This window comes from Bradyrhizobium sp. PSBB068, assembly GCA_016839165.1.
Classification (GTDB): Bacteria; Pseudomonadota; Alphaproteobacteria; order Rhizobiales; family Xanthobacteraceae; genus Bradyrhizobium.
In genome coordinates, this window is record CP069300.1 from 1244771 (window position 1) to 1263541 (window position 18771).

General features: G+C 63.2%; 19 protein-coding genes and 1 pseudogene. 11 read left to right on the plus strand and 9 right to left on the minus strand.

Annotated elements, in window-relative coordinates:
- Positions 1–104: 104 nt before the first annotated feature.
- Positions 105–1763, minus strand: a complete 1659-nt coding sequence (locus tag JQ507_05915; GenBank protein QRI71046.1) for a hypothetical protein — start codon at positions 1761–1763, stop codon at positions 105–107.
- A gap of 1 nt (position 1764) precedes the next feature.
- On the minus strand, positions 1765–2178 hold the full coding sequence (locus JQ507_05920) for a pilus assembly protein (protein ID QRI71047.1): 414 nt from the start codon (positions 2176–2178) through the stop codon (positions 1765–1767).
- A 416-nt stretch (positions 2179–2594) separates the two neighbouring features.
- Between JQ507_05920 and JQ507_05925 the strand changes: the two genes are divergently transcribed.
- Complete coding sequence (locus JQ507_05925; GenBank protein ID QRI73204.1) at positions 2595–3461, plus strand: LysR family transcriptional regulator; 867 nt, start codon at positions 2595–2597, stop codon at positions 3459–3461.
- A gap of 15 nt (positions 3462–3476) precedes the next feature.
- Here the strand turns inward: JQ507_05925 and JQ507_05930 are convergent, their stop codons facing one another.
- Both JQ507_05930 and JQ507_05935 read right to left on the minus strand, forming a co-directional pair.
- Positions 3477–3692, minus strand: coding sequence for a SlyX family protein (locus tag JQ507_05930; protein ID QRI71048.1), 216 nt, complete (start codon positions 3690–3692; stop codon positions 3477–3479).
- Positions 3685–4437: a rhodanese-related sulfurtransferase gene (locus JQ507_05935; protein QRI71049.1), complete on the minus strand. Its 753-nt coding sequence runs from the start codon at positions 4435–4437 to the stop codon at positions 3685–3687. The genes JQ507_05930 and JQ507_05935 overlap by 8 nt, the downstream gene beginning before the upstream one ends.
- A 171-nt stretch (positions 4438–4608) precedes the next feature.
- Between JQ507_05935 and ggt the strand changes: the two genes are divergently transcribed.
- From ggt to JQ507_05950, 3 genes are read left to right on the plus strand one after another with little or no spacing between them, the layout of a single operon-like run.
- Positions 4609–6195 (plus strand): gamma-glutamyltransferase, encoded by a 1587-nt coding sequence (ggt, locus tag JQ507_05940; GenBank protein QRI71050.1) that lies wholly within the window; start codon positions 4609–4611, stop codon positions 6193–6195.
- Positions 6196–6230: 35 nt separating this feature from the next.
- Complete coding sequence (locus tag JQ507_05945) at positions 6231–6689, plus strand: FKBP-type peptidyl-prolyl cis-trans isomerase (protein ID QRI71051.1); 459 nt, start codon at positions 6231–6233, stop codon at positions 6687–6689.
- Positions 6690–6717: 28 nt separating this feature from the next.
- Positions 6718–7707 (plus strand): D-2-hydroxyacid dehydrogenase family protein, encoded by a 990-nt coding sequence (locus JQ507_05950; GenBank protein ID QRI71052.1) that lies wholly within the window; start codon positions 6718–6720, stop codon positions 7705–7707.
- A 67-nt stretch (positions 7708–7774) separates the two neighbouring features.
- On the opposite strand, the gene JQ507_05955 is transcribed toward JQ507_05950, so the two are convergent.
- Positions 7775–7990, minus strand: a complete 216-nt coding sequence (locus JQ507_05955; GenBank protein QRI71053.1) for a CsbD family protein — start codon at positions 7988–7990, stop codon at positions 7775–7777.
- A 140-nt stretch (positions 7991–8130) separates the two neighbouring features.
- Here JQ507_05955 and JQ507_05960 point away from each other — a divergent pair, with 140 nt between their 5' ends.
- Both JQ507_05960 and JQ507_05965 read left to right on the plus strand, forming a co-directional pair.
- Positions 8131–8661 (plus strand): cupin domain-containing protein, encoded by a 531-nt coding sequence (locus JQ507_05960; protein ID QRI71054.1) that lies wholly within the window; start codon positions 8131–8133, stop codon positions 8659–8661.
- Positions 8662–8716: 55 nt separating this feature from the next.
- Positions 8717–9454, plus strand: a complete 738-nt coding sequence (locus JQ507_05965; GenBank protein QRI71055.1) for an enoyl-CoA hydratase/isomerase family protein — start codon at positions 8717–8719, stop codon at positions 9452–9454.
- A gap of 125 nt (positions 9455–9579) precedes the next feature.
- Here the strand turns inward: JQ507_05965 and JQ507_05970 are convergent, their stop codons facing one another.
- The 3 genes and pseudogenes from JQ507_05970 to JQ507_05980 form a co-directional block, all read right to left on the minus strand.
- Positions 9580–11106 carry an amidohydrolase family protein gene (locus JQ507_05970; GenBank protein QRI71056.1) on the minus strand — a complete coding sequence of 509 codons (1527 nt, stop codon included), beginning with the start codon at positions 11104–11106 and terminating at the stop codon, positions 9580–9582.
- 231 nt (positions 11107–11337) lie between these two features.
- A pseudogene (locus tag JQ507_05975) lies at positions 11338–11871 on the minus strand (sensor histidine kinase).
- Positions 11871–12542 (minus strand): response regulator transcription factor, encoded by a 672-nt coding sequence (locus JQ507_05980; protein QRI71057.1) that lies wholly within the window; start codon positions 12540–12542, stop codon positions 11871–11873. The pseudogene JQ507_05975 and the gene JQ507_05980 overlap by 1 nt, the downstream one beginning before the upstream one ends.
- A gap of 722 nt (positions 12543–13264) precedes the next feature.
- Between JQ507_05980 and JQ507_05985 the strand changes: the two genes are divergently transcribed.
- The 5 genes from JQ507_05985 (at position 13265) to JQ507_06005 (ending at position 17538) form a co-directional block, all read left to right on the plus strand.
- Positions 13265–14914 (plus strand): glycosyltransferase family 39 protein, encoded by a 1650-nt coding sequence (locus JQ507_05985; GenBank protein ID QRI71058.1) that lies wholly within the window; start codon positions 13265–13267, stop codon positions 14912–14914.
- A 221-nt stretch (positions 14915–15135) separates the two neighbouring features.
- Complete coding sequence (locus tag JQ507_05990; GenBank protein QRI71059.1) at positions 15136–15378, plus strand: helix-hairpin-helix domain-containing protein; 243 nt, start codon at positions 15136–15138, stop codon at positions 15376–15378.
- Positions 15379–15553: 175 nt separating this feature from the next.
- Positions 15554–15883, plus strand: coding sequence for a hypothetical protein (locus JQ507_05995; protein QRI71060.1), 330 nt, complete (start codon positions 15554–15556; stop codon positions 15881–15883).
- Positions 15884–16073: 190 nt separating this feature from the next.
- Entirely contained in the window at positions 16074–16925 is an 852-nt protein-coding gene (locus JQ507_06000) for a carotenoid biosynthesis protein (protein QRI71061.1), read from the plus strand.
- Positions 16926–17172: 247 nt separating this feature from the next.
- Positions 17173–17538, plus strand: coding sequence for a chemotaxis protein (locus tag JQ507_06005; protein QRI71062.1), 366 nt, complete (start codon positions 17173–17175; stop codon positions 17536–17538).
- A 60-nt stretch (positions 17539–17598) separates the two neighbouring features.
- Here JQ507_06005 and JQ507_06010 read toward each other — a convergent pair whose 3' ends face one another.
- Positions 17599–18771, minus strand: a complete 1173-nt coding sequence (locus JQ507_06010; protein QRI71063.1) for a hypothetical protein — start codon at positions 18769–18771, stop codon at positions 17599–17601.

Here is an 18771-nt window from a genome sequence, read left to right on the forward strand (position 1 = left end):
TGTTGTACTCAAGGCAGTCTCCTACCCCGGTGATGCCCGGTCGCGACCGTTCCCCAAACGAGAATCCAAAGCGCGATGACGATTCAACCTGGTCTCATCGCGCGTCAGTTCACCAGCACCGCGCCGTCGCAGCGGATGCCCAGCACCCAGACGTCGACCTGGCCGAGCCCGATGCCGAGCGTCGAGAGCAGCGACGCCAGCACCTGGTCGATCGGACTTGTCACGGCGCTCAGGATGCCGGTGACCAGCGCGCCCAATCCCGGGAGCGGAATGCCGCCGATGTTGAGCGTGAGGTCGCCGAGCAGACTTGACGTGAGCGAAGTCAGGAAGTTGGTCGTCGTCACGGTCTTCTTGGTCCCTGCCTGGATGTCGCTGTAGCTGAAATTGACATTGGTCGGCGTGGTGTTGCCCATGCCGGCATGGGCCAGGCCAGTGATCGGGATCCCCAGCACAGTGACCAGCGTCGCCGGCGGTGGATTGGGCTTGGTCGTGAAGTTGGTCATGTCGGCCATCGTCACGTTGCCGATCCAGGCATCGACGATTCCCGGGGTCACGCCGATGGTGACCTGCGAGGTGTTGATGTTCGGATGGCCGCACGACACCGCATTGAGCGTCGCGGTCCCCGAGGCGACCTCGACATAGACCGGCAGATTGATCGACGCGATGCTGCCGGAGCCGAGCACGTTGATCGTCGCAAGGATCCTGGTCTGCGCGGTGTGGACGCTGACGCCCTGGGTGCCCATTGCGATCCAGCTGGAACCAACGGGTCGCTCGCCGATCGTTACGACCACGGAGACGTTGGCGAGGCCGGGCAGGCCGAGATTGACCGAGGTCGCGATCTGGTTGCTGCCGTTGGCGATCTGCGCCACCGTGTTGATGAGGTCGAACACCGAAACGCTGGCGCCGACCTTCGGTTTCTGCCCGATCGTGAGATTGGCGAACGGACCGAGGTCGATCAGGGTGCCAGGCGAAATCTTGGTCGATGAGCCGGTGACGGCCTGGGAGATCGTCGACAGCGCGGTGGTCGCGGCGTTGGCGCCATTGGTGATCTGCTGCGTGGTCAGCGCGGCTGCGATTATGTCGCCGACCTTGACGTTGCTGTTCAGGAGGTCGTTGTAGGTGCCGGCGGTCAGGTTGACCCGGGTCGCCAGGGCCGACAGGAAGTCGAGCGCGTCGATCTTGGCGCTGATCAGCGCATTATAGTCCATCACCGAGAGCGACAGCGTGGTGCCGAGCATCGCGCCGAGCAGCGCATTGAGTGCGCCGCCGTTGACCGAGAGCAGCCGCGAGCCGATCGCGAACGTCGCCATTTCGGTCGAGGTCGCGGTGGCGGTCGTCGTGATGTTGAAATAGCTCGCGCCGGTCAGGTAGCGCGCGAAGTAGAGCGGGGTCTTAGTCGTCAGGGTGACGCGCGCGGCGTTCGGAATCGCGACCGCCGGGGTCACGAAACGGGCTTGCGGCGCGATCGCGCTGTTTGCGGTGTAGGTCCCGGTCTCGACCTTGACCAGCGCGCTGGCCGGATAGTTGTTCTGCGTCACCGTCGCGGTGGCGGCGTTGACCGGGTTGCTCAGATTGGCGGCGGCGACGATCGCGGCGAGGTCGGCGGTGCTCTGGGTCTTGCGCCGATCGGCGAAGATCGTGCCGAGATCGATCGCAAGCCCGGCGCACCCGATCATGAGCGTCATCAGGCCGGCGCTGATCATCGCGAAATTTCCCCGCTCGTCGGCGCCGAAGCGCCGCATCAGCATGAGGATGCCGCTCATCCTAGAACCCTCCATACTGAATCGCCGCGGAGCGTACGATGGTGCTCGCGGGCGCCGGCACGAAGGGCAGCTTGTAGATGAAGTTGCCGGCCGCGTTGTAGTTGAGCGTCACGATGTAGACGTTCGCGTTCGACGGCGACGGCGCGGCATTGACGGTGAGATTGCTGGCAACGAGCAGCGGATAGGTCGATACGTTCGCGGTGACGTAATTGGTCGCGAGGCTGTTGCGTTCGGTGTCGGTCATGCCTGCGATGGACGACCGCGCCGCTTCGGCGGCGAGCTGCTGAACGCCATGCACCATCGCGAGATAGGAACCGAATACAATGATGCCGAAAATGAAGGCGAGGAACAGCGGCAGCATCAGCGCAAATTCGACAGCAGAAGCGCCGCTTCGACAGCGAAAGAACCTGGTCATGGCACACCTCAAACGCGAACGACGGCGCCACGTTGCGAGGCTTTGATTAAGGAAAACTATGAAAACGCTTCCGCGAATCAGTGACGTCAATTCAGATCAATGGCAGCGCTCGAATTTATCGGGTGCGCGATGCGTTATGGGGCGATCAGAATCTTTGATGCCATACCCGCAGAAATCCGGGGTCTGATGGTGTCGATGTGCTGCATGCGCGTGCGGATGCAGCCGTCGGATACCGTAGCACTACGTGGCAATGCACGTAACAATACATATGACGTACGATCAAAGCGGCGATGCAACAAATTGAAGCTAAACGAAAGTGCAACCAAATGTTAGTATAGCTGAATCACATACTGGAGAACGTAGTTGCGTCCCGTGCTGAGATTGGAGGGCTCGCGATGCACAGACCACGTCAGCATTTGAATATTCCGACAGAGATCGTTCGCACCGTCGTTGCAATTGCAGAGACGGGAAGTCTATCGAAGGCCGGGGAACGACTCGGCCTGAGCCAGCCGGCGATCAGTTCGCAGGTGAAGCGACTGCAGAGCCTGGTCGGTGGCGCACTGTTTGTCAGAACGGCAAACGGCACCACGACGACCGAGCTTGGCAAGGTTGCCGTGCAGCAGGCCAGGCGCATCCTCGAAGCGAATGATCAGCTGCTTCGGCTCGGCGGCAATCACGAAGGACCGCAGCCGTTGCGGCTGGGCATGAGCACGATGCTCGCCGAGGAATTCCTCAAGCTGCATCCCGCCGACGCGCTCGCCGACGTGCTGGTTCACGCCGACATGTCGCCGATCGTCATCAGGGGATTGATGGACGGCTACATCGACATCGCCTTCGTCTACAGCAACCCATCGCTTGAAAACGAGGACGAGGTGACGATCGCTGCCGAGGCCGACGAGCGCTCGGTGTGGGTACGATCACGCGATTTTGTCCTGCGGCCGGGTGCCCCGATCCCGATCCTGGCGTGGCCGGGTGACGACTGGATGATCCGGACGCTCACCAAGCACAACATCTCGTACAAGATCGTGTTCAGAAGCCCGAACCACCAACTGCGACTGGAAGCCGCACGGGCCGGATACGGCCTGACGGCGTGCCCCGAGCGGATGATCCCCTCCGCGCTGATTTCGGCGAAGGACTATTATCTTCCGGAGCTCCCGATGCAGAAGCGACTGCTGTGCGTTCGCCCGGGCCTCGAGGGCAGCCGCGCGACGGCGATGGTGCAGCGGTTGTCCAGCCTGTTCTTCAGCGGCGCGAAGCCGATGCGTCAGGTGAGCAACATGTAGTCCGGTGCCCGCCGATCAATAATGCGGTGGGCGCTCGTTGGTCGGCCCGGGCGCTTGGCGTTCGGCCTCCTGAAGCCGGTCGCGCAGCTCAGCGAGCTGGCGCGTCAGCGCGTCGATCTGCTTCCATTGCGCCGTGATCGTCTGGTTCAGCGTCTCGATGGTTTCGTCCTGATAGGTCAGGCGAACCTCCAGCGCATCGATCCGTTCGCTCAGTCTTGCCGTGTCATTCATGCGTGGCGTCCCCGCGTCCCCGCTCGCGCAGCCCGTGGCCGAGCGCGACGCGCTCGTCGAACACAAAGCAGTCGCCGCGCCAGCGGCTGTCCTGCTGCGGTGTTTCCTCGAGATACTTCAGGATGCCGCCCTTGAGGTGATAGACCTCGTTGAAGCCCTGCGCGAGCAGATAGGCGCTGGCCTTCTCGCAACGGATCCCCCCGGTGCAGAACATTGCAATCCTGCGGTGCTTCGCGGGATCGAGGTGCCGGGCGGCAAACTCCTTGAATTGTCCAAAGCTCGCGATCCTGGGATCGACCGCGCCTTCGAAGCTGCCCATCGCCACCTCGAACGCGTTGCGGGTATCGAGCACTAGGATGTCGGGCGAGGCGATCAGCTCGTTCCAGTCGCCGGCGTCGACATAAGTGCCGACCTGCCGCGTCGGATCGACGGTGGTGTCGCCGAGCGTGACGATCTCCTTCTTCAACCGCACCTTGAGCCGCTGGAACGGCATTTGCGCGGCTTCGGAGAATTTCAGCTCGAGATTGTCGAGACGGCCGCCGAACAGCGGCCCGTGTGCGAGCTCGGCGACGAAGCCGTCGATGCCCTCGTCGCTGCCGGCGACGGTGCCGTTGATGCCCTCGTGCGCGAGCAGCACGCTGCCCTTGAGCTCGAGCTCCGCGCAGAGCGCACGCAGCGGCTCGCGCAAGGCGCGGAAGTCGGGCAGCGCGGCGAATTGGTAGAAGGCGGCGACCTTGAGGGGCATGGCCGGGGTTTATCAGGCGGGCAGTGTCGGCGAAACCCCGCAAAGCCATGCATTATCGGGATAATCCCTCTGGCATGCCAGGCATTGCCCTGCCCGGGATGAATGTGCCATGTACTCGCACCCATCCGCCGCAGCAGTATCAGACCATCACGATCAAGCGAGCTCTCCGTTATGAGGAATTTCCACTTCGCCGGCCGCTCCACGGTCCATGCTCAGAACGCGATGGTCGCAACATCGCACCCGCAGGCGGCGCTTGCGGCGATCGAGGTGATGCGCGAGGGCGGCACGGCCGCTGACGCTGCGGTCGCCGCCTGCGCGCTGCTCGGCGTCATCGAACCGCAATCGACCGGCATCGGCGGCGACTGCTTTGCGCTGATCCAGCCGAAGGGCGAGGGCAAGATCACGGCCTACAATGGCAGCGGCCGGGCGCCGATGGCGGCGACCGCCGACTGGTACCTCGAACGCAAGATCCATTCGGTGCCGCTGACCTCGGCGCATGCCGTCAGCATTCCCGGCTCGATCGACGCCTGGGATGTGATCCTGAGGGATCACGGCAGGTTCGGCTTCGACCGGCTGCTGCAGCCCGCGATCAAGGCCGCCGAAGAAGGCTATGTCGTCGCTCCGCGCATCGCGTTCGACTGGAAGAACGGCTTCGAGAAGCTGAAGAACGGCACCAACACCGAGCGCTATCTGCTGCCGCACGGCAAGCCGGCGGTGGCCGGCGACGTGATCCGCCAGCCCGAGCTCGGCAAGACGCTGCGCGCGATCGCGCAGAATGGCCGCGACGCGTTCTACAGCGGCGAGATCGCCGCCGACATGGTCGACACGCTGCGCGGCATCGGCGGCCTGCATACGTTGGAGGACTTTGCCGCGCACTCGACCGAGACGACCTCGCCGATCGGCACGATGTACAAGGGCTACGACGTCTGGCAGTGCCCGCCGAACGGCCCGGGCATCACCATGCTGGTGATGCTCAACATCCTGTCGCGCTTCGATCTGACACAGTTCAAGCCGCTCAGCATCGAGCGCTTCCACCTCGAGGCGGAGGCCGCACGCATCGCCTACATGATGCGCGAGCAGTATATCGGCGACCCGCAGCACGCGCATGTCGATGTCGCCGGTATCCTGTCGAAGGAATTCGCCGACGAGCACATCAGGAACATCCGGATGGACCGGCTGCTCGAGCTGCCGAACGTCGCGCCGCCGATGAATCCGTCGACCGTCTACATCACGGTGGTCGACAAGGATCGCAACGTCTGCTCCTTCATCAACTCGATCGCGCATTCGTTCGGCTCGGCGATCGTCACCAACAAGACCGGCATCCTGCTGCAGAACCGCGCCGGCGGCTTCCGCATCCAGCCCGGCCATCCGAACTGTATCGCGCCGGGCAAGCGTCCGCTGCACACCATCATCCCGGCGCTGGCCACCAGGAACGGCCGCGCCGTGATGCCGTACGGCGTGATGGGCGGGCAGTATCAGCCGGTCGGCCAGACCCATGTGTTGACCAACATGCTCGACTATGGCTGCGACATCCAGGAAGCGATCGACATGCCGCGCGGCCTGCATTACGAGGGCGTCTATCAGCTCGAGGACAGCGTGCCGGCGGAGATCGTCGAAGGCCTGAAGAAGATCGGCCACAAGACCACCAGCGTGGTCGGGCCGCTCGGCGGCGGGCAGGGGATCTGGATCGATTGGGACAAGGGCACGCTGACCGGCGGCTCCGATCCGCGCAAGGACGGCTGCGCACTCGGCTATTGATCGCGATCGATATCAATCAAGGAAGGACGTCCCGGATGCAATCTTCACGACGCACGATCATCAAGACTGCGTTCGCCGGCCTTGCGGCGGCAGTCTCCACGTCCGTTGCCGGTGGACCGGCAATGGCCCAAACTGCAGGGAAACCCATGACCACAGCTTCAGGCCTTCAGATCATCGACAGCAAGGTCGGCACCGGCGCCTCGCCGAAGCCCGGCCAGACCTGCGTCATGCACTACACCGGCTGGCTCTACGAGAACGGCCAGAAGGGCAAGAAGTTCGACTCCTCGGTCGACCGCAACGAACCGTTCGAGTTTCCGATCGGCCAGGGGCGCGTGATCAAGGGCTGGGACGAGGGCGTCGCCACCATGAAGGTCGGCGGCAAGCGCACGCTGATCATCCCGCCGGATCTCGGCTATGGTGCACGCGGCGCCGGCGGCGTGATCCCGCCGAATGCCACGCTGATGTTCGACGTCGAACTGCTGGGCGTGAAATAGGCGGTACCCGGGAAGAGGAGGCGCAGCGATGAAGATCTCGATCCTCGATGATTATTTCGACACGCTGCGCACCCTCGATTGCTTCCACAAGCTCGACGGCTACGACGTCACGATCTGGAACGACCATGTCCAGGACGTCGATGCGCTCGCCGAGCGGCTGCGCGACACCGACGCACTCGTGCTGATCCGCGAGCGCACCCAGATCCGCACGCCGCTGCTCGAAAGGCTGCCGAAGCTGAGGCTGATCAGCCAGCGCAGCGTCTATCCGCATATCGATATCGATACCTGCACGCGGCTCGGCATCATCGTGTCGTCGAGCCAGCATGCCGATACGCCGTCCTACGCGACTGCTGAATTCACCTGGGGCCTGATCCTCGCCGCGATGCGCGCGATCCCGCAGCAAATGGCGGCGCTGAAGGCAGGCAAGTGGCAGATCGGTGTCGGCCATACCCTGCGCGGCAAGACGCTCGGCATCTATGGCTACGGCCGCATCGGCGCGGTGGTCGCGGGCTACGGCAAGGCGTTCGGCATGAACGTGCTGGTCTGGGCGCGCGAGGCCGCGCTGGCGAAGGCGCGCGCCGACGGCTATGAGACCGCGGCCAGCAAGGCGGATTTCTTCACCCGCTGCGACGTGCTGTCGCTGCACATGCGGCTGGTCGACGCGACGCGCGGCATCGTCAAGGCGGACGATCTCGCGCGGATGAAACAGACCGCGCTGATCGTCAACACCAGCCGCGCGCCGCTGATCGAACCGGGTGCGCTGGTCAATGCGCTGCGCGCCGGCCGGCCCGGCATGGCCGCGATCGACGTCTATGAGAAGGAGCCGCTGCGTGACACGTCGGACCCCTTGCTCAACATGGACAATGTGGTTTGCACGCCGCATCTCGGCTACGTCTCGCGCGACGAATACGAGATTCAGTTCACCGATATCTTCGACCAGATCGTGGCCTATGCGGCCGGCGCGCCGACCAACGTGGTCAATCCCGATGTGCTAACGCATGCGCGTCCGCGCAGCTAATCAATAAGCGGCACGAAAAAGACCGGCCGAATGGGCCGGTCCGCTCGGTACTCGATCGCGCAAGAGATCAAGGCTTGCGGCCCGCCGCGCCGGTCGCCTTGTCGACTGCATCCCTGGCAAGATCCTTGGCGTCGCCCAGCACCTTTTGGCCCCTGCCCTTCGCCTCCTGCAGCGCGCCTTCACCCTGCATTTTTCGGTCTCCAGTGGCTTCGCCGATCTTCTGCTTGACCTTGCCTATCGCCTCGTTGGCGGTACCCTTGATCTTGTCGGTGGTGCTGCTCATCGGTCTCTCCTCTGACTGTATGGAAGCTTCGAGCAGGCAACGCGCGGCGGCGCCGGAACGTTCCCATTTTCTGCTCGCCTGCGCGCCTGCTTTTGGGTAGCGTTCCACGCACGAAAACTTGAGCACCGAAAGCAAGAACGATGACCGGTTCCCACGATCACACCCATTCCCACGATCACTCCCATGATCACCACCATCACGACGACGAGCGCTGGAAGCATGACGGCGTCCGCGTGATCCCCGGCAACCAGCTCGACCCGAACGTGCCGTCGACCGCCGGTATGGACCGCAAGGCCGCCATCAATTTCGCCCGCGTCGGTGCACAGAAATTGTGGGCAGGGACCGTCAGCATCAAGCCGGATGCCAAGACCGGTGCGCATCATCACGGCCATCTCGAAAGCATCATCTATGTCGTGAAGGGCAAGGCGCGGATGCGCTGGGGCGAGAAGCTGCAGTTCACCGCCGAAGCCGGTCCCGGCGATTTCATCTTCGTGCCGCCCTACGTGCCGCACCAGGAGATCAACGCCAGTCCGGACGAGGTGCTGGAATGCGTGCTGGTGCGCTCCGACGGCGAGGCAGTTGCGATCAATCTCGACATTGAGCCGGTCGAGAAGCCGGAGAACGTGCTGTGGGTCGATCCGGTGCACCGGCATCCCGACGAGAAAAAATAACGTCGCGGCGCGGCCCGAGGCGAACGATAATAACAGCAAGATCAGGGAGGCCAGCATGACGCTCGTCCATTACGAGAGCGCGGATTACGTCGCCACCATCACGATGGCTCGCAGCGAAAAGCACAATGCGCTGAACAACGCGCTGTGCAGCGAGTTGCGTGACGCCTGGCTGCGCTTCCGCGACAGCGACGATCGCGTCGCGGTGCTGGCTTCCGCGGAGGAGACGTATTTCTCGGTCGGCGCCGATGTGGCCGATCTTCCCGCCAACATGTGGCACGCGGTTCCTGGCCTCGGCATCGAGCTGGACAAGCCGGTCATCGCGGCGACCTCAGGCTGGGTCGTCGGCGGGGCCTTCGTGCTGGTCCAGATGGCCGATCTATGCGTGGCGTCCGAGACGACGCGCTTCATTTATCCAGAGGGCAAGATCGGCACCACGGCTGGTGGCGTCTCGTCGGTGATGGCGCGGATGCCGCACAAGATCGCCATGGAATTCCTCCTGGTCGGCGAGGAAATGTCGGCGGAGCGCGCCTTCCAGATCGGCTTCGTCAACAAGGTCGCTCCGAAAGGTCAGCATGTCGCGATGGCGCGGCAGATGGCCGCGAAGATCGCCGGCAACGCGCCGCTCGTGGTCCGCGCGTTGAAGAAGCTCGCTCGTGAAGCCATGCCGAAGGGGCCGCTGGAGACCGTCGCCGACGTGCGGCGGCTGCTCGACGAAGTGCGCGACAGCGACGATCTCAAGGAAGGTGTCAAGGCATTCAGCGAGAAGCGGAAGCCGAGGTTCACGGGGAAGTAGATCAGCGCGCTCTCTCCTCGGGGCTCGCGAAGCGAGAGCCCGGAATCCATCCCGCCAAACGATACGTGGCCAAATGGATTCCGGGCTCGACGCTGCGCGTCGCCCCGGAATGACGTGACGATGGGCTACACAAACACCCGGTGGTCGATCACCCCGTTCGGCACCACATAGCCGTAGCGTGTGTTCGACGGCTCGGGGCCGGCCTTCTCATACTGGGCCTTCATCATCGCGAAGCGGTCGCCCTTGAGGTCGAGCATCGCGCGCTTCGGCTGGATGTTGTAGAGCCGGGCGTTGTTGTCGCCGAAGATGGCGGTCTTCACCGGCCCGTCGGCAGGACCGAGCGGCGCATATCCGAACTTCTTCTGCATCATTTCGGGGATCTCGAGCCGCCGCAGGCCCTCGATCTGCCATTGCGGCGCGCCGGTCCACAGCGCATCCGTGCCCCAGACGACATGATCGGCGCCGAGCCCCTTGATCAGGGTGCCCATCAGCGCAGCGCAGACATTGGGCTCGGCGACCAGCGTGGTCGCGAACAACTGCCCGACATCGCCATAGACATTGTTGACGCCATACTGCGCCGGGATGTCGGCGAGATCGGAGGTCCATGCGATCCGGCCGGTGCGCTCGAACTCGGCGAGCGCGACCCGCGGATCGCCGCCGACATGGCGATAGGCCGAGTGATAGATCACGAAATTGAGCTGCGGCCAGTCCTTGGCCGCCTGGCCGACATCGGCAACGTCGGCGAAGCCGCGCAGGTTCGGATATTGCTTCTCGATCCCGGGCGGGAACAGTCCCTTGTGGACGCAGACATTCTTGATGCCCGCCTTCACCATCTTCTCGTAGCCCTTGTAGGCGACCTTCTCATCGTCGAGCCGCCAGGGATAGCGGCTGATCTCCTTGTGGGTGTTGTCGCCGATCGTGTAGCCCTTGCAGGATTCCGGCTTCAAGGCCAGCGCCGCATCGAGCTTGTCGAGCCAGCCGGGTTGCCCCGGCGTGAAGATCGCGTGACAGAACACGCGCCGCGAGCCGGCCTCGTCGTTGATCTTCTTGCGCGCGTCGGCCATCTGCTCGTTGGTCAGGAACCAGTCCTGCTCGATATCCGACGGCGCCGAGGAGATCAGCGCGATCTTGGTGTCGGAATCGAGAAACATCTCCTTCTTGTAGTTGTTGAACTTGAGATCCTCGATGGTTTGCTCGTGATCGTTGAGCTCCTTGTTCCAGCCGGCCTTGCCGACCGACTTGCGCATTTCAACGAAGCCCATGATGCGGGTGTCGTCGCGCAGGAAATGCGTGTGCATGTCCATGATGAACTGGTCCTTCAACCCGTTGGCGCGCTCCTGCGCCATCGCGGGTGTCGCGGCTTCTGCCGGCGTCACGTCGAACAGCTCGCCGTAGACCTGGTTCATCGCGACAAAGGAGGCGGCCATGCCGGCCGCGGTCTGGAAGAATTTGCGGCGGTCGAGACCTTGCTTGCCGCCGAGATCGTCAGCCATCGCCAGCAACCGCGACTCGACCTGGCGCTGTCGCTCGTTCTGCGGGTCGGGATAGAACTCGTTGCTGGCGACGATCTGGGTCGGGATCGGGGTCTGGTATTGGCACAGTTCGGAGGGCATCAAGGCGGCAAGTTCTTCGTCGGTGAGATTGCTGCTCATTCTTTGCTCCCGCTTCTCGCCGGATTTTTCCGGTCGGACCGCGCCGGAGACTAGGACCAAGTGCGTCGATCGTCCGTGCCGATTGCCGCTATCAGCGTTCACAAAATCGTGCGTCGCATTTGCGATCGTGAACCAGCGGCGTCGCGCATCAAGTCGTGTGCGCTGTTATGCTCGGTCGTACCGGATCGTCAAAGAGTCCGGACGCAATGAGACGGGGAGGCGGTTATGATGCATGATGATGGGAAGCGCAACGATCGTCGCGTCGGTGAGCATTCCGGTCGTCAGTTGGCTTGCCGTATAGGCCACGCCGCCGGTTTCGATCCACACCTCACCCGCAGGCGTATTTCTGACCGCGGCCATCTTCTTCAGCTTCGTGGTTTCGCCATCGAACGCGTAGGCGAGGAAACTCGTCCCGTCACGAGACGCCTGAGTCTTCGGTGGACGCCACTTTGGCACCGGGCCGTAGCTGACCTCACCGCTCTTGTCGGACACCACGTACCAGAATGTCGGGAAATTGCGGGTGATCTCGTCCAGCCTCGACGTCGGCTTGAGGGCCAGCTGCCCGGCCTCGTTGCGTATGACGGCTTCCTTCAATGCATCGGCGACGTCGGCCGCCGCCCAGGTGCCGTCATCGTCACCGCCGAACCGGATGAGCAGAGCGGCTGCGCAGATCAGCATGATGGTCGTCACCGCACCGATGAGCGTCGCCGACAGCACCGCAATCGAGCGATGGATGCGCTTGAGCGTTTGCCACTTGAAAGTCATCATTCGCCACTCAACAGATATCCGAGGCCGCGGACTGGTTTGATGACGATCCTGCAGTTGGCCGCGCGCAGGCGTCGGCGCAGCCGCGAAACATGCGCCTCGATCGCGTTTGACTGTATTTCATCGTCAAAATCATAAGCCGCAACTTCAAGCGTCTCCCGCAGGACGACGCGCCCTATTCGCCGAACCATTGCTTCCAGAATCGCCAATTCACGTCGCGGGACGACAATCGGCTGGTGATCGACGCAGACCTCGCGATTGAGGACGTCGTAGCTCAGATTGCCGATGCGAACGATCGCCCCTCGATCCAGAAAGAGACGCCGGAGCACGGCCTTTGCGCGCGCAACCAGCTCGATCGGTTCGAACGGCTTGGCCACGTAATCATCCGCCCCTTCGTCGAGGGCGCGCGCAATATCGATGGGATCGTCGAGCGCCGTCAGCACGATGGTTGCCGGGCTCGGCTTCTGTTGCTTCAGGTCGCGCAGCAAGGCCAGGCCATCGCCGTCCGGCAGGCCGCGGTCGATCACGACGAGTTCGAAACTGCGGACAGCGACCGCCGCTCGGCCTTCCTCGAGGGTTGTGACCATATCGGACGAGCCGAAGGCCGTTCCCAGAGTATCCCGCAGCCATGGCCCAAGCTGAGGGTCATCCTCCACGACCAGAACTCGCACCGCATTCTCCCAAGCATGAGACACGGCTTCTACCATTACGGACAGATTACAATAAGATTACGTCCGCCCGGGAAAGTGCGATATTTCTTCGCAATACACTGACGTAATTGGTCTTTTCTTGGTGATTCCATCAGCTTTCTCGAATGGCGGGAGGGATGAGATCGCCGCCCGACGGGGGGTGCCTGAGAGGCACGTCGGGGGGCGCCGAAGCTCCATCGACGGTTCGGCTTCCTCGTCAGCGCTGGACTTCAGATGGCTGCCAGGTCGTCTCGTGCCTTGGTCCGTCACCTGTACGCGTGAGCAGCAGCGCTTCGACGCGCTCGACGCGCAAGGCTGGCATCGCGGCCGTATGCTCATCGGCAGGAGCGGGCCGGAATCCCGCAACCGCTGCACCGGCACATGCGCAGCCGATCGCCGAAGCGTCAATGACTGTTGTGGCTACCTTTGCCATGCAATCGGCGTCGGCTCCGGGCACCAAGCGCTCCTAAGCCAATCAGCGTCATGACCATCATGATGGCGAGTCGTCTCATGGATGTCTCCTCGATGGGATTTCTCCGCTAGAGGCATCGATCAACGTTACCGGCAAATGACAGCCACGAGCGTTTGCGGCGGCACCTTGGAGAAATGAGCCGAGCCACGTCAGGCTACCGTAATGCTAGCTGTGAAGAGCATGTCGATGGAAGTCGCCGACACGGCGCTCGCGATATGAAAACGAAGACTGCATGCCGGTAGATTTTGCTTTGTCGGCGATGGCCAAGCGGTCGGATCGCTGCCCGGCGTATTGGCGCCGCCCGTTCAATCGGTGGCTCGAAGGGGTCGAAGCAGGGTGGTCGGTCCCGCTGCTGCTCGCCTGCTTCGTCGGCATCTGGACGGTGTATCTGGCAGTGGCCTATCACGGCGCGGGCCTGCATCCCGACGTGCTGGAGACCTGGACTTATGGCAGGCATTTCGCGTGGGGGTATCCCAAGCACCCACCCTTGATGGGCTGGGTGACCGGTGCGTGGACTGCGGTGTTTCCGCTGACCGACTGGTCGTTACAGTTGATGGCGATGACGAATGCAGCGTTGGCGTTGTGGTTCGTCGATTTGATTGCAAGAAGGTTTGTCAGCGGACACAAGCGCCTGCTCGTGCTGCTCCTGCTCATGCTGACCCCGGCATACCAGTTTCATGCTCAGCGCTTCAATGCGAACGCCGTGTTGCTCGCTGTCTGGCCCCTTGCCACCTACTGTTTCCTCCGCGCCTTCGAAACAAGGGCCCCGCTCTGGGCGGTTGCCGCAGGTCTGACGGCTGCGCTTGCAATGTTGGGCAAGTACTATTCCATCTTTCTGGTGGCGAGCTTCGCGCTGTCGGCAATGATCCACCCGTCGCGGCGTGCCTATTTCACCTCAGGTTCGCCCTGGATCTCGACCGCCGCCGGACTGATTGCGCTGTTTCCGCATCTCCACTGGTTGGCCACGACGGGTGCGGAGCCGGTCTACTACGCAGCGACACATGTGCGGGCCGATTTCCTGACGGCTCTGCAGGATGCCGTCAATTTCCTGATGGGCCTTGCCGCGGCGGTAGGGGTGTCGGCCGCGACCTGGGTGATGATCGCCGGGTATCGAATCAAGCGCCTTGCCCGGGATCTTGCGGCGTCGGATCCGAACCTGAAGCTGATCTGCCATGTCGCGATCGGCACGATCGTGCTTCCGTTCATTACGTCCGTTTTCCTTCGCACCGACTTGCCGTCGTTATGGGCGCTTCAAGGATTGTTCCTGGTTGCCGTGCCCGTTGTCTGCAGCACGCGCCGTCGGATCGAGCGCTTCTACACCGTCAATGCCACGCTCCTCGTCGCCGGAATAGCGATCGTCGCCGCCGTGGTGGCGGCTCCGGTTCACGCGCTCTACCGCAACAGCCACGGCTATGAGGAGGGGCGCAGCTTTTATCACCAGGCGGCAGCCGAACTCACCCGTCTGTGGCACGAGCAGATGGGGACCCCTCTGTCGATCGTCGGAGGCAACGATAGCCTCGGGCTCGCAGTGGCCTTCTACAGCTCCGATCACCCATACTATGGCGACCCGTTCGCCTACCAATATTCATTGGAACTGCCTCGTCACGTGACGCCGGAGCGCGGCTGGGCGGCGCTCTGCTTCGACCATCAAGACGATTGCATCGAATGGACCGAGGCAATGGCGGCCGAGGCCGGCGGTTACGTCAAACGCGAATTTTCCGTTCAATCGAGCCTGTTCGGGATTCCCGGCGCCAGGCGAAGCCTCGTTGCATTCATGGTGGCGCCGCATCGCGAGCCGGATAGCGCGGCGTCACGCCTCGCAGCGACGTTCGCCAGGGCCAAGGCGCGTGTCTCCGCGCGCAGATTCGCCGCTGCGCGCTGAGCCGGATTCCGCGCCTCGAAAGCTGTTTTCCTCGAGATGTGACGCAGACGATCGATCTGCGATCGCGACCGTAAGCTTGCGGTAATCGATGCCCGCTTTATCGGCGACCGGGTCAAGGGCGTCGTATCAAAGGACAATGGTCCATGTTCACTCGATTCGTTTGCATCTGCGTCGGTGTTTGTATCATCGGTGCGACCGCACTCGCGCAGACATCTCCATCCATGACCGGTTCGACCCGCCAGAAACCCGCGACACAGGAGCCGGTCAGCCGGGCTGAAAAGATCAACCTCAACACCGCCCCTGTCAGCGAACTGGTGAAGCTTCCGCACCTCAGCGTTCGCGCCGTGACTGCCATCACCGAAGCGAGAGCGAAGTCGAAGTTCAAGGACTGGAACGACTTCGTGGGCAGACGGGTCGTGCCGCGCTTTGTCAGGAGCGAGCTCAAGGAGCTTGTCACGTTCTAGAGCGTCTGTTGTCCGCGTGCCGACCGTTCGGCGCAGGAGAGCCGACGCAAGAACCCGAAGGGCGCGGCGGAGCGGAGTGCCGATCCCGCGACGATGTCATGCTGCGGTAAGCTCGTCGGTCGATCGCCGCTGCCGGACGGCGCGGTCGTTGAACTCAAATAAGGATATGCTTGCAATGAAACGAGTAGCTGTTCGCACGATCGTAGCGGTCATCGTCGTGGGGTGTCTTGCGTCGACGGAAGCCACCGCGGGTGGCCGGCGGGGCGATGCCGTAGCCGCCGGCATCGTCGGCGGCCTGGCCGTCGGTGCCCTGTTGGGCTCGACCATGACCGCGCGGTCGGCTCCAGCCTATGTCTATGAGAGGGACTATTATTCGCCGGCCCCCGTCGTCCACTATCATCGTCACGTGTACGAATACGGCGACGAGTATCCGGGCGGATATGATCGCGGCTATTCGTATGGGTACCGCGAAGGCTACTCGGACGGCTATTGGGATAACGATTGAACCTGGCCGCGCGTCGCGATCACGAGAGGCTGAGCCTGCGATCGACTTCGGTGCTGTTGGCGCGGGTCGTTTGCCGGGTTCGGCTTGTCGCCGCCGAACCGATTGACTACCGTCGACCGGTGGGCATGGGTGGGGCAGGGTGATGCGCGGCCGGACTGACGGTGCTTCCTTTGGATCGAGGGCGGACGCCGTGATCTGGCCGGCTATCGTGGTCATCCTTGCGGCGGGCATCGGCTTTTCCTGGAATCCGACGCCGATGGCGCAGTTGCTTGCGGCCGTGTTCGTTGTCTGCGGGATCATGCACGCGGTCATCTCCTATGGATCGCGGGCCGCGCTCGTCTTCTTCGCAACCTGCGTCGCGGTCGGATTCGCAATGGAGAATATCGGTGTCGCCACCGGTTTCCCGTTCGGCAGATATCATTTCGAGATCGGTGCCGATCTTCCGAACGTGGGACGTATCCCGTTCATCGTCGGACCGATGTGGTTCGGTGCCGGCTATTTCTCCTGGATCGTTGCCGCGACCCTGCTCGGCGAGGCCGACCGCAAGCTGGATCGCCGGTTCAACCTGATCGCCTTGCCGGTCGTTGCGGCGTTCGTCACTGCGCAGTGGGATCTGGTGGTCGATCCTCCCAGCGCGACGATCGCCAAGGCGTGGATTTGGCACGACGGCGGAGCCGTGTTCGGTGTGCCGCCGTCGAATTTCTTCGGCTGGCTGCTGACCTCATGGCTGTTCTTTCAGGGCTTTGCCTTGTACCTGCACCATCGCAACGATCCGGTCAGGCCCGATCACGCCGCCGATCGCAAGTTGCGCCTCGTCGGCATCCTGTTCTACGTCTCCGGCGGCATTACGCACGTGGTGCCATGGATGCTTGGGCAGTCGGGTGACGTCGTGGACGCCGCGGGCCAGTCCTGGCGCTTGCAGGATCTCCGTGGAGCGACCGTCGTGATCATGGTGTTCACCATGTGCTTCACGTCGCTGCTGGCGCTGATCCGGCTGCTCGACAGCGCGCCGCGAGACGGCAGGCCAGGTCCTGGGGCCTGATCCGGAAATCCTCACCCTACCCCTTTTTATCCGCCGGTCGGCGGGCATGAGTAGACTGGTCAGTTGGCTCAGGGTTTGGATATGATGCCTGGCCGGCCTGCGCACGCTGCATGACAGTTTCAAATTGCTCGAAGAGCAGGGAGGAATGTCCATGTTCCGTAAGCTCATGATTGGCGCGCTGGGCGCCCTGGCCGTCTTGTTCTCGACAACGGCATTCGCGCAAGGGTCTGCGGCGGATGCCAAGGCCATGCTTGAAAAAACGGTTGCGGGCATCAAGGCCGATAGGGCCAGGACGCTCGACCAGATCAACAAGGGCGAAGGCGGCTTCCTCGTTGGTGACCTCTATCCGTTCTGCTTCAATCTGAGCGACGGGCTCCTGGTCGCGGTCGGCAATCCCAACGTCAAGAGCTTGCTCGGCAAGGATGCGAGGACATTCAAGGACCCGACGGGCGACCTGTATGGCCCAAGGCTCTATGACGCGGCCAAAGAGGGCCAGGTCAATGAGGTCGGCTACATGTCTCCCAAGGCCGGCGCTGACAAGACCTGGGTGCCGAAGGCGAGCTTTGTTGCCGCGGTCGCCGGTCTGGGATGTGGCCTCGGTTACTACAAGTAGTTCGGTCTGCTTGCCTTCGTTCAGCCCTCGTCAATAGCTGCGCCTTGACGAGGCCCTATCCTAGTAACTGATCCGCAGCCCGACGCCGCCATGGACCGTGTTGCCGACCGGCTGCGGTCCGGCGGTGCCGTTCAGGAAGATGTCGGCGACCCAGCCCTTGGTGATGCGGAAGCCGACGCGGCCGCCATACTCGAACCAGCCCTGGTTGCCCATCGTCGGCACGATGGTGCCGTCGCCGGTCACCGTGGCGACGATGCCGGAATGGGTGGCGAAGGATTGCACCCAGCCGCCATTGATGTTGGTTTCGATGTTCGATCCGAACAGATGCGTCCACTGGCCGCCGATCTTGACCAGGCTGGTGCGGTCGGTGCCGTCGGCGATGGTGGCATCGAACGGATTGAAGGCGACAGCAGGATCGCTGTAGCCCTTGACCCGTTGCCAAAGCTGCCAGACCTCGACGGATGCCGCGACCTCGTCACGCGCCGACAGCCGGCCGATCCAGCCCGCGCGGCCGTACACGCCGTAATTCTCGCTCGAGGTCTGGCCGGTGACCGACACCGGACCAAGGCTCGTTGCGTAGCTGCGGGTGTAGCGCACCTTCTCGGACGGCGAGAGGATGGTGCCGATGTCGACGAACGGCCGCGACGAGCCCCAGTCGACAAAGTCGTAGCGTAGCGCGAAGGCGCCGATCGGCGCGCTGGTGACGTTGTAGCCGCCTTCGCCATACTGCGTGTAGGCGATGCCGGCGAGCAGCGACAAATTCGGCGTGATGGTCTTGCGGCCATGGATGCCGGCCGAGAACGAGCCGGCGGAGCCGAACGCGCTGATGCAATCGTCGCAATTGATCTGCTCGTTGACGCCGAGCAGCACCGTGCCGAGCACACGGTTGGTGATCATCTGGTTGAAGCGCTGGCCGGCGAGGTTGTTGATCGAACTGCCGCTCGACGGCGCGCCGGTGATCGGCGTCGGTGAGGGGCTCGGTGTTGGTGTCGGCGTGGGGGTGGGCGTCGGCGTCGGCGATGGTACGGTAGTTGGTGTAGGCGTCGGTGTCGGCGTCGGCGTCGGTGTCGACGTGCAGCCTGGCGCGGCCGACAGCGACTCCGACGGAATCGAGGTGCAGCTCGGCGTTGGAGTCTGAGCCTGGGCCGGCGCAACCGGCGCCTGCAGCATCGCAAGCGACAGCGCCATCGTCAGGGCTGCCGGCAGGATCAGCTGATAGATTCGGCGTGCCAT